At 33.3% G+C, this 11,900-nt stretch carries 11 protein-coding genes; 6 read left to right on the top strand and 5 right to left on the bottom strand.

Going from position 1 to position 11,900, the window contains the following annotated elements:
• Positions 1-22: 22 nt before the first annotated feature.
• The gene (locus tag ACKI32_RS09750; protein ID WP_407415915.1) at positions 23-1,228 is read right to left on the bottom strand and encodes a transposase; all 1,206 of its coding nucleotides are present in this window, start codon (positions 1,226-1,228) and stop codon (positions 23-25) included.
• A 214-nt stretch (positions 1,229-1,442) separates the two neighbouring features.
• Between ACKI32_RS09750 and ACKI32_RS09745 the strand changes: the two genes are divergently transcribed.
• A complete protein-coding gene (locus tag ACKI32_RS09745; RefSeq protein WP_407415913.1) occupies positions 1,443-2,081 on the top strand; it encodes a flavodoxin family protein in 639 nt (212 codons plus the stop codon).
• Between the two features lie 143 nt (positions 2,082-2,224).
• Complete coding sequence (locus ACKI32_RS09740) at positions 2,225-3,013, top strand: hypothetical protein (protein ID WP_407415911.1); 789 nt, start codon at positions 2,225-2,227, stop codon at positions 3,011-3,013.
• Positions 3,014-3,040: 27 nt separating this feature from the next.
• On the opposite strand, the gene ACKI32_RS09735 is transcribed toward ACKI32_RS09740, so the two are convergent.
• The 3 genes from ACKI32_RS09735 to ACKI32_RS09725 all read right to left on the bottom strand — a co-directional run bounded on the left by ACKI32_RS09735 (position 3,041) and on the right by ACKI32_RS09725 (position 6,716).
• The gene (locus ACKI32_RS09735) at positions 3,041-4,960 is read right to left on the bottom strand and encodes a glycosyltransferase (protein ID WP_407415909.1); all 1,920 of its coding nucleotides are present in this window, start codon (positions 4,958-4,960) and stop codon (positions 3,041-3,043) included.
• Between the two features lie 2 nt (positions 4,961-4,962).
• Entirely contained in the window at positions 4,963-6,099 is a 1,137-nt protein-coding gene (locus ACKI32_RS09730) for a glycosyltransferase family 2 protein (RefSeq protein WP_407415907.1), read from the bottom strand.
• A 128-nt stretch (positions 6,100-6,227) separates the two neighbouring features.
• On the bottom strand, positions 6,228-6,716 hold the full coding sequence (locus tag ACKI32_RS09725; protein ID WP_407415905.1) for a DUF308 domain-containing protein: 489 nt from the start codon (positions 6,714-6,716) through the stop codon (positions 6,228-6,230).
• Positions 6,717-6,794: 78 nt separating this feature from the next.
• Between ACKI32_RS09725 and ACKI32_RS09720 the strand changes: the two genes are divergently transcribed.
• Positions 6,795-7,955 (top strand): MalY/PatB family protein, encoded by a 1,161-nt coding sequence (locus tag ACKI32_RS09720; protein WP_407415903.1) that lies wholly within the window; start codon positions 6,795-6,797, stop codon positions 7,953-7,955.
• Here ACKI32_RS09720 and nudC read toward each other — a convergent pair.
• A complete protein-coding gene (gene nudC / locus ACKI32_RS09715) occupies positions 7,935-8,726 on the bottom strand; it encodes an NAD(+) diphosphatase (protein WP_407415901.1) in 792 nt (263 codons plus the stop codon). The genes ACKI32_RS09720 and nudC overlap by 21 nt on opposite strands.
• A gap of 707 nt (positions 8,727-9,433) precedes the next feature.
• Here nudC and ACKI32_RS09710 point away from each other — a divergent pair.
• The 3 genes from ACKI32_RS09710 to ACKI32_RS09700 all read left to right on the top strand — a co-directional run bounded on the left by ACKI32_RS09710 (position 9,434) and on the right by ACKI32_RS09700 (position 11,890).
• Complete coding sequence (locus ACKI32_RS09710; protein ID WP_407415899.1) at positions 9,434-9,934, top strand: ferritin; 501 nt, start codon at positions 9,434-9,436, stop codon at positions 9,932-9,934.
• Between the two features lie 40 nt (positions 9,935-9,974).
• Positions 9,975-10,625, top strand: coding sequence for an adhesin (locus ACKI32_RS09705; protein WP_407415897.1), 651 nt, complete (start codon positions 9,975-9,977; stop codon positions 10,623-10,625).
• 281 nt (positions 10,626-10,906) lie between these two features.
• Positions 10,907-11,890 (top strand): beta-ribofuranosylaminobenzene 5'-phosphate synthase, encoded by a 984-nt coding sequence (locus tag ACKI32_RS09700; RefSeq protein WP_407415895.1) that lies wholly within the window; start codon positions 10,907-10,909, stop codon positions 11,888-11,890.
• Positions 11,891-11,900: the final 10 nt, after the last annotated feature.

Here is an 11,900-nt window from a genome sequence, read left to right as displayed (position 1 = left end):
GAGTCTGTAAAATTTTATAGGCTTATTTGATTTTTATATGTTTTTGTGTCCAATTTTGCATTTGGAAGTCTAAAAATGTCAGAATTCCTTTTTTAGTTTTGTATAATTTCTTTATTATTTCTGGATTGGTTTGTCTGTAGTAATTTTCGACTTTATTGGATGTTTTTTCTATATTTTCATCATCTAGGTGTTCTACGTATCTATGGAAGTGATTGATAATGTGTTTTCTTATAAAATCTTTTAATACGACTGGAATGGCTCTGTAATTCTTTAAATATTGTTTAAATTGTTCGATTGCTTCTTGTTTCGAATTTTGTCTGAAGCAATTTTTTAATTCTTGCGCATTTTCGTAAATATAATCTCTTTTTTTACCATTTATCTTATTTCGCCTACAATACACTTTTAATTTGTGATTTATTGTTTGGAATAAATGAAATGTACATAATTGATGTTTTACTCCTATTTCATCTGCTACATTACGATACATTGGGAATAAATCTGTTGTTAAGCAAATAAATGGTTTATTTGCCGTTGAATCGAGGATAAATTTTTTCGTGTTTTTTGGTATTCTGCGTCGTACAATTCTTTCTGAGATTGGAACATTGAGTATTGCATCATATAATGTTAATCTGTAGTGTCTGACTCCATTGAGTCTTAAAAATTGCTCATCGTATAAATAGTAGCCAGAATATTCGAATTCCTCATTGGCGATTGTTTCTTCGTGATTTTGGTTTGACCAATTTCGGATTGTTTGGTGAGATATTCGTATTCCAAGGAATATTTGGAAGTATTTACTTATTTTACGTAGCGATTGATATCCAATTTTCATTATTTCTGGAATTTTATCAATTATTTCTTGTAAATAGTGTTTGTTGTTTTTTATTAGTGGATTGTTGCTTATTCCGAATTTTTTGTTGCATTTTTTGCATTGATATTGCTGTTCTCTGAATTCTATGATGTTTTCATTGATATTTTGTTTGTTTTTTGTTATTGTGCCTTTTTTGATTATTTTGTGGCTTCCACAAACTGGGCAAATTGGATTATCATATTTAAAAGTATTATTTTCATCTAAAAATAGTTTTTGATTTGTATTTTCAATTTTTGGGTTTTTATTTAGTCTTTCTGAAATGATTTTTTTATGATCAATTTTTTCGTCAGAAAAATCGTAAAGTTTAAGTTGTATGAAGTCTAAATTATTATTGAGGACGGATTTAGTTTGTTTGGTCATAAATTATTATTTGTCCTCACTTATTTAAGTAATTTACTATTTTTTAACAATTTATTTTGTAATTAAAGAAGAATTAGAACGAATTTTCATCGAAGTGAAATTTCAAGTGTAAAAAATTAAATTTGAAAGAAGCCTATAAAATTTTACAGACTCCTTTTTTTTAATTTTTTTATACTAGTTTTCACATAAACTTAATCATCTTTTAGGTGATTTGATGAAAACTATTGTGATTAATGCCAGTCCGAGAAAGAAATGGAATACTGCTGAAGTGCTGGAGTCAGCCCAAAAGGGTGCGGAGTCAGTTGGAGCTGAAACCGAGTTTATCAATCTATATGATTTGGTTTTTAAGGGTTGTAGAAGCTGTCTTGTATGTAAACTTAAGGATAAGCCAAAAGGCAAGTGCTATTACAATGATGAGGTCGCCCCATTAATAGAAAAGATTCTGGATGCAGATACCCTTTTAATAGGCTCTCCAATCTATTTTGGAGAACCCACCAGTGAGTTTCGGGCATTGCTTGAGAGATTGATTTTCTGTTTGATGTCCTATGATGATGGTTCAAGCTATTTCACAGGCAAGGTCAACGTTGGGATATTCTACACAATGAATGCACCTCGTGAGTTCTACGAGGAGTCCATGAAGGATAGTTTATCCAGCATTGAGTTTCTTTTTTCCTATCTTAATGGTGAAATTATCTCATATCCTGTTTGTGATACCTTGCAAGTTGGTGACTATTCCAAATACAACATGGCCGGGTTTTCACAGGAGCTAAAGGAAAAACAGCTTGTCCTTCAGTATCCAAAGGACATTGAAAAGGCATTTGAGATTGGTGCTGAATTGTCCAAGGGATTATGATTGTGGCTGACTTTAATAGTAATTCGGCCATTATTTTTTTCGTATACTTTTTTTAAAAATGAATACATTTATATACTACTTCTTTTCAATAGTATATTGTATACAAAAATCAATTTTGTAATACAAAATTATGGGGTGAAAAAATGACAAACCAAAAAAGAACTAATGACCCAAGAAAATTTGTATTCGGAAATGAAAGATTTGGAGGATCATACACTCCAGGAGAATTTGAATTCAATTTCCCTGAAGATATGACTCGTGAAGAATTCGAAAGAATGTTTACAAGAAAAATGAATGCATTCCACAAAAGAGGAAACGATTTTGCAGAAGAATTTTTCGATACAAAATCTAGAAAGGAAAAACTCAAACCATTAAGCATACGAGTAAAGCCACATACAAAGGAGTTTTTCAAAAAACATTCAATCCTCTCTGCAAGGGATGTCCTTGAGATGTATGAAAACTTCAACAACAGCAGTGATGCATTTATAAACTCTTTAATAGAAGATGAAAAACAGCTTGAAAAGGAATTGGCTGAAATTCAAGAAAAATTACACAACGCCAAACTTTTCAAAGAAAAATTAAGTGAAATGGAAATTGAAAGAGACGATTTAACTGATGAGGATAAGATCCTAAAATTAAAACAGGTCTATAAGGACTCAGAAGTAAAAATAATCGGAAATGAGATTTCACTTGGAAAAGCTCAAAGCGATATCATAAGAGACATTCAAATATACAATACTTTAATCATACGAGTATTTGCAAAAGAATTCTTAACAATTGGAGTATACACCAATGCAACACCAATTGTTTATTACTTTAAAAATGAATACTCAAATGATGATATCGAAGATATTTTAAATCGCATTGAAGAGTACTGCAGTGAACATGACATTGAATACAACGAAAATGAGATGTCATGCTTTGAAGAATAGGTGTGAATGACCATTCACACTTTCCAATTATTTTCTGCATTCAAAAATGTTCTCGTCTTTGATGAGGGCATATCTTTCTATTTTTTCATAACCTAACTTTCTGATGTAATCATCGGATTGGACTTTAAAGCCACATTCAATCAATCTGTCTTTAAAATCGGTACCATAAAGCCTTACATGGTCAAATTGGCCATAATATTTATCCCTAAGCTCCGGAGTATCATATGACTCATCCTCTACTGTTTTTGAAACGTCAAAAGGCATGTCAAATGCAACTCCATTAATCGGAACTAGAATTAATGCAGTTCCACCAGGTTTCAATACACGATATAACTCTCTTATAGCTTTCCTGTCATCCGGAACATGTTCAAGAATATGTGAGCAGTAAATCACGTCAAAATAATTGTCCTCATATGGAATGTCTTGGACATCAAACTGTTCAATTATGTAGGGATTTTTGGAGCTTATATCTACTGGATGATATTCCAAATCGCAACTTTTAAACAGCTTATTGAATGTCACTTCAGGTGCGAAATGAAGTATTTTGTTTCCCTTTTTAAGCAATTGTGGATTGTCCTTAAAGTATAACCAAAGTGCTCTGTGACGTTCATGGCTTTTACAGTTAGGACATTCAACTTCTTTATGGGTAATTAAAGGATATGGGGTGAAGTCAACGCCTTTATAACCACATATAGGACATTCCCTTTCATATTCCTTAAGTTTTGAGTTTAATTTTTTATTTGCGCTTTGCAATTCTTTATTTTGAGATTTCATGTGTTGGAAACTACCGCTTCTGTTTAATAAATAACCTTTAAAACTGAAATTGGATATTTTTCTAAATTTCTCTGTCATTTTCCAGCTATTGGAAGTTAATAGCTCTTTTTTAATAGTTTTTTGTTTTCTTTTTTCATTTTTGAGCTCTCTATTTTCATCCCTTAAGCCATCGTTGATTCTTTTAAGTCTCTCATTTATTTGCCTTAGAACTTCCAGTTTAAGGTTTTCCTGATAGATTTCAACTGTCAGTGAGTCAAAGAATACCTTAAACCTTTTTTTCATATTTTTTGAGATTTTTGGATTGTTACATACATCTATTCCATCTAAGGTGGATTTTGCTTTTTTAAAGTAATCCTCATCAAGTGACTGGTTAATGTGAGTGGTGATTTGTTTGACCTTGAAATATTCGTATTCGTCTTTGAATTCTTCAAGATATCTTTCTTTTTTTAGAAATTCATGGACGGTTTCGATAACCTTAAAAATCTCAGCATCAGAGCTTTCATCCTTTGAAAGTGATGATGGATTGTCTGTTCTGTAGTAATATAAATATTCGGGGATGAATGAAATCCTTGGGGCCCTCAATATAGATTTTATGTGGAAGAGAACGTCTTCATAAGGTAGTGTTTCGTCAAAGGTAAAGTCATCGTACTTTTCAAGAAACTCCTTCCTATATACTTTCATCCAAGGGGCAAAATATAGGTTCATCACGTATTTTCTTACGGATTCATAGTTAAATGTGTAATTGGAAAAGTCAATACTTCTGGTTGGCACTGAAAATATTTTATAAGGGTTTATATGAAGTTTTTCATCATTTTCGATGTTGCCGATTTTATACAATACGATATCTGAGTCATTGTCTGTAAGGTTTTTGTAAACCTTTTCAAGAAACATTGGATGAATCTGATCATCGGAGTCCATGAAGAATACATAGTCCCCGCTGCTTTCCTTAAGCCCACGGTTTCTGGTTGCTCCGACTCCCTTGTTTTCCTGTGAGATAACTTTGATGCGCCAGTCGGCATATTCATTTAAAATATTTAATGAATCGTCAATGGATCCGTCGTCAATACAGATGAGTTCAAAATCCTGAAATGTCTGATTAACAATGCTGTTTAATGTTTCCTTTATGTAATTCTCTGCATTGTAAACCGGCATTATTATTGAAATCTTTACCATTTTTAACCCCTGAACATGTTAGTTATTTTCCTTATAGGCTTTGTTATTTTCCAGCTAGTTGAGTTAAGGATATCATTATTGAATCGGGTAATCTTATTGACTTCCTGTTTTAACTGTGAGTTTTCGTTGGTTAGCTTATCATTATTCAACATGTAATTGTTATTTAGAACCTTAAGTTCATATTCCTTGTATTTTTCACACTCAAAAATGCAGTTGAAAATGAATTTGGCCTTGTCGTCCAGATTCTGGAACTCCTCATCAACATAGTATTCATCCTTATGGTTTATGAAATCCTCTTTCATTTTTTTGAAGAATCCAGGCTTATGCTCTTCGTTAAGTGCATGGAAATTGTTGAAAAGGTTCTTGATTTTGAAATTATAGGATTTTCTTATATAAAAAGGGTTTTTGGTGATTTTGGCTGTAATGTCACACACCATATTGAAAATCTCTATGTACTCAGCGTATCTGGGAGTTGAAACCTGTGTGATGGAATCTGATCTCACGCGTCTGTTGTACAGGTATTTATCATAAAAATACATCCTTTTTGCACTGAACATGGTTTGCGCATAAAATACGTTGTCTTCAAAAAGTAGGCCTTCGGGAAAACGCATGTCTTTAATGAATTCGTGGTTGTATAGTTTTCCGGTTGCTGTTACTGCAAGCTGAAAGACAATCTCTGATATTTTCTTATAATGAAATACCTTGTTTTTGACAATCCTTTTTAGGTAGGGCATGTCGAAATATCTGACCCTTTGCTTTTTTCTGGTTTCATCGTCAAAATTGATTATCTTAAAAATCAAAAAGTCCAGGGATTTTTTGGTTGCGATTTTGTAGGTTTCCTCAAGTGCAGTCAATTCAAGGTAATCGTCTGAATCTATAAAGCAGATGTATTCACCGCAAGAGTTATCCAAACCCACATTCCTGGAAGCTGAAAGTCCACTGTTTGGCTGTAGAATTAGTTTTATGCGGTTGTCCTTGTTTGCATAGGATTTTAATATTTCCGGTGTATTATCAGTTGACCCGTCATCAATGCAGATTATTTCAATGTCTTCTAATGTCTGATTTATGATGCTGTCGAGACATTCCTCAAGATATTCTTCTACATTATAGCATGGAACGATAACTGATATTTTAACCATAAATTTCACCAATTAAGTTAAATAAAACTGTATTTAGCATTTATAATATTTGTATTTAATAATATATAAAATTAAGTAATACTAATGTTTTTAAACATTTTTTTAAAAAAGAAAAAAGGAGTTTTACCCTAATCAGATAAGATTAAGGCTATTCCTTCAATGATTAAAACAATACCTATAATTATTGCAATATAGATTGGTTGGTCCATTGCAAAGATACCTAGGGCAAATGCAATGATACCCATAATTAAAACAAGTATTGATGTAAATTTGGAAAAAGTAGTAATTCCGGATATCAATCCGCTTATTCCAAACAGGACCATTATAAATCCTACAAGATAGAATTGTATGCCTATAAGGAATGGTAATGCATCGATATAGAATATGAATATGAATCCGAATATCACTGCAATTATCCCGACTATGATTTCAACCATACCCACTGTTTGATTTGCATGCCTTATGTTGGAGCCCAAAAATATTGTTGAAATACCAAAGAACAGTAGACTGAGTCCCACGATAATTGAGATGAGTTCTGTTGAAAACATTGGGAACAATATGAATATCAAACCAATAATTATTGTAATTATCCCTGAGGTTTTTTCAAAAGCCATCATGCCACCTCCGTTTGTTTAAGCTATATTTTATATATAAGTAATCTATTATTTATAATATGTCGAAAAGGGTGGAATTAAATGAAATATGATTTTGACAGTATAATTGAAAGAAAGGGTACCAATTCACTTAAATGGGATTTGTTTGATGACGATTTGCCGATGTGGGTGGCTGATATGGACTTCAGGGTTGCACCGCAAATCGAAAATGCAATACAAAAAAGGGTAGAGCATCCGGTTTACGGTTATAGTATTGTTCAGGACTCATTGTTTGGCTCTTACATAAATTGGTGGAAACGCAGATATGATTTTGAAATGTCACGAAAAGACATGCTTTATGCAACAGGTGTAATGCCTTCCATTTCATCCATGATTAGGTGCTTGACCGATGTCGGAGACAATATTCTGATTCAGACTCCTGTTTATCACGTGTTTTTCTATGTAATCGAAGACAATAATCGTAATGTTGTAGAAAACGAGTTGATATATGAGGATGGTGTCTATTATATTGATTTTGATGATTTGGATGAGAAATTATCCGAAGTTAAAATGATGATATTGTGCAATCCACACAATCCAGTCGGTAAAATATGGTCCTGTGATGACCTGGCAAAGATTGGTGATTTGTGCCAAAAACATGATGTCATTCTGATTTCTGATGAGATTCACTGTGACCTGACAGATCCTGGTGTTAAATACAATCCCTTTGAAACATCAAGCAGCTATGAAAAAGTAATAACTTGTCTATCTCCTTCAAAATCATTCAACATTGCCGGTTTTCAAAGTTCAATCGTTCACACCACAAATTCCGAGTTGTTGTTAAAAATCAAGACTCAGATGCATGTTGATAATTCCGATTCATGCAATGTTTTTGCCACAACTGCAGTAACTGCAGCATATGATGAGTCAGAAGAATGGTTGGAAGAACTAAGGGAAGTTCTATATGAAAACAAGCTGATTGTCAAGGATTATTTGGCCAATGAATTGCCGATTATAAAATTAATAGAATGCGATGCAACTTATCTCTTGTGGCTTGACTGCTCTGCTTTGAGTGTTCCTTCAAAGGTTCTTTCCGGATTTTTGCGTGAAAATCAAGGACTATTCTTGTCTGCCGGAATTGACTTTGGTAAAAGCGGTGACAATTTCTTGAGAATGAACATAGCATGCCCTCAAAAGCTATTGAAGGAAGGTTTGGGAAGGCTTAAGGCAGGAGTGACTGCATTAAGCATCATCAATGAATGACTGTATCAGCCAGTCGGATATGCTGATGTCTGAGTCATATCTTGTAATTTCATCCTTTTTAAACCATTTTGCATCTACTATCTCCTCACCATCCACTTTTATTTCACTGGAGTCATACTCTGCTGTAAATCCAAGCATCAGTGAATTAGGAAACGGCCAGGATTGGCTTTTTTGATATTTGAGGTTTTTAATTTTAATGCCTATTTCTTCAGCCACTTCTCTGTGGACGGTTTCTTCAATGCTTTCACCCATTTCAACAAAACCTGCAACAAGTGCATATCTGTCGGTATTGTGGTAGCTGTGTTTTGCCATGAGCAATTCATCACCTTTTCTAACTGCCACAATAATTGCAGGAGCGATACGAGGATAGTGCATTTGACCACATGAAGGGCATTTTAACATCATGTCCTTTTCATCTAACACGGTCTTGGTTGCACACCTGCCACAAAATTGGTTGGAGATATACCAGTCACGCACCAAAACTGCTCTTGTTGCCATTAAATAGATGTCCTTATCAATGCCATAAATTTCTTTTAAATCAAAAAATGAATTGTTGGTGTTGACATTAACGACAAAAGTGTCTTTACCTTTGTATTTTCCTATATATAATTTGAAATCAATATTACTCTTTATAACTTCTGTTGGTATTGTATTGTCCTTTGTCAGGTATAATTCTCTTTCATTGTTAAAAATTAAGTAATAAGCGTCATCACTTGTGTATGTGTCGCTGAAATCGATTTGGTAATCTTCGTAAATTGATTTTTCTATCATGGATAATAATTGGTTTTGAAATTTTATAAATTAATTGATTTTGAAAGAGGTGATGGCGTTGTATTATGTTGGGTTTTTTGGATTAGCTTGACTATGAAAAGTAATCTAAACACCATTCATTGAGTTTTCACCTCTTCTTTAAAAAATTATACAAAGTTCATCAAGACTCATTCCATTACTTTAGCCTAAGCCAAAGTAATTTTAAAAACCCAATAAATGTCTTAATAAAAAGACATAAAACCCATAATAGGTTCGCCATTGGCAACACCTCTTTTTTAATTACTTGTTGTTTAATTAACATATTTTCATCATAATGGTTATTAGGTTTTAAATCTCTTTTCAACAATATATGTTGTTTATTTTATTTATACATATTTATTAATGCTTTAAAATTAATTTTATTTGTTTATTACTATTTTATTGATGTAATATTGAAAAATTGTTTTCATATCATATTTTTGACTTAATTTCGTAGGATATTTTAAGTTTTAAATGATTTATGAATAGAATAGTTTAAATAATAGTTAGTTAAATATATTTAATCACACACCAAGTGTGTTTCTTGATTAATGAAAGTTTTTTAATTTTCATTTTTCATTGTATTGGTTAAATGAGATGGTTTTTTCCATCTCTTTATAATTAATTTTCTCTTTTTTTGCTTAAACTATATAAGAAATTATTTACATAGTTTATTATGGTGATATTTAATGGTATCTGAAAATATGGAAAAAGCTTTAAACGGTCAATTAAATGCTGAAGTCTACTCAGGATACTTGTACTTATCCATGGCAGCTTACTTTGAAGATGAAGACCTTGCAGGTTTTGCAAATTGGATGAGAGTACAAGCTGAAGAAGAATTAGAACACGGAATGAAATTCTATGACTACATCATAAGAAGAGGCGCTTCTGTAACTTTAACCGCTATTGAAGGTCCTCAAACCGAATGGGATTCTCCTGTAGCTGCATTCGAACATGTTCTTGAACATGAAAGAAAAGTTACCGGCCTTATCAACGATTTGGTCAACTTGGCTATTGAAGAAAAAGATCACGCAACCAACAACTTCTTGCAATGGTTTGTTGAAGAACAAGTTGAAGAAGAGGAAAACGCAATGGAATTGGTTGCTAAAATCAAACTCGCCGATGGCGACAACAGATTAATTTACGAATTGAACAAAGAATTGGGTGCACGTGCACCTTCCGCTGACTAGATTAAATTCTAGTCACATACTTATTTTTTTTGGTGTTTATATGAACTATCCAGATGAGCCTACAAGTCTTGCTCAGGTTGATTCAACTGATTTTGACTCTGAACTATTGGGTGAAAATGATTTGGGAAGTGTACATATTCACGGTCCTTTCGGAAATCTTGAGTCAAATGTTAAAATAGCCTATCTGATTGGTATGCATCCTCTTGAGAGCAAATCCCACAGGGCACTGTTCGACAAGCTGACTTCTAAAAAGGATTTGAAATACTGTTATTATGTCTATAACATCAATGTTTCAAATAAGACATCTCCCAGTGAGGGGCGTGATGAAGGCCAGCTATTGGCTCAGGAGTTTGTAGCACCGCACATTATTGATGAAAAATACGATTTGTTTTTGGATATCCACTCCAATAGGGGAGCTAATGGTCCGGGTGACTATAGGATAACCAACTTTGTCTTTGCACCGGGCTTTGATGACAGGTCAACTGAACTGATGAATGCTATTTTAGCAGATATTCCTGAAATCATGTATTATGCTCCGGAGTTTAGATCAAGTCCTCCATTCATTACCGAGCCGACATCTGCTGCAGGCATTCCGACAATCGTCTATGAATGCTATTCCTTTGAGCCGATTGATGTAAGTTATGATTTGGCTTTGAAACTGATTAATTCGGTTGATGGTCTTAGTTTTTAAAAAAAGGGAAAATGAGAACAGTGTTCTCAAAGGTTTTAGAATGCATAAATCAATGTAAATATCAATGGCAATATTAGTGTAAGGTATACTAGTGCTATTGTTACATCGATTTCATTCGATTTAGGAATATAAGTTTTGATATCCATAGTTATTATTATTGTAATATGATATATAAAATACTTTTTATTTTTTATAAAGTTTATTTGATTAAATATAATAACATTTATTATATATTGCAATCAAAAAATTAATTGTTTATTTAATTAAATGGAAGTGAAAAAATGATTATCAGAGCACCTGCAAGAATACATATGTCCCTCATTGATTTAAATGGGTCATATAGAAGAGTCGATGGTGGAATCGGTTTGGCACTAGCTGACCCACAGTTTGTACTTGAAATCGAGCAGACTGAAAGCGGCATCGTACTTGAATTTGCAGACACAGTAACAGATACAGAAGCTATAGCAGAATGTGAAGAAAAAATTCCTGATGCAGCTCAAAAGACAATTGAACATTTTAACATTGATTCTGGTTTTAAATTTACCGTACATCAAACATATCCTCCACATTCCGGATTTGGAAGTGGAACACAGATTGCAGTTTCAACAGCTCACTTGATAACAGAAACAATGGGAATCGAAGTTGAAAGTAAAGAATTAAGTACCATTGTAGGAAGGGGAGGAACCTCTGGAATTGGAACATACACCCACGATTTAGGCGGATTCATTGTAGATGGCGGTCACAGTAAAGAGGAAAAACCATTATTCTTACCTTCAGGTGCTTCAAAGGCAAAACCTGCAACACTGATTGCAAGATATGATTTTCCTGAAGAATGGAATATCCTAATTGCAATTCCTGAAATCGAAACCCACATGGAAGGAGACGACGAAGTTGATGTGTTCCAGACATATTGTCCTATTCCAAAAGAGGAAGTGGAACAGGTATCCCACTTGATTTTAATGAATCTCATTCCGTTCATGCTTGAAAAAGATATCAAAAACTTCGGATGGGCTGTAAGCAGACTTCAGGATGTTGGATTCAATAAACTTGAGCATTCACTTGACGCAACTTACTTGCCTACTATGAAAGCTATTGAAAAGGCTGGCGCATATGGTGTGGGTATCAGTTCATTCGGACCGGTATTGTACACAATATTTGATGAGTCAAATGCAGATATCGTAGAAAAAACCAAAGAAATCATTGGAGAAAAAGGTACTGTATTTGTAACAAAAGCACAAAACCATGGATACGTTATTGAAAAATAACCATCCACAT

It is taken from the genome of Methanobrevibacter sp., from assembly GCF_045611865.1.
Lineage (GTDB): Archaea > Methanobacteriota > Methanobacteria > Methanobacteriales > Methanobacteriaceae > Methanocatella.
The sequence above is the reverse complement of the archived record's forward strand: the minus strand, read 5'-3'. Positions and strand labels throughout refer to the sequence as shown.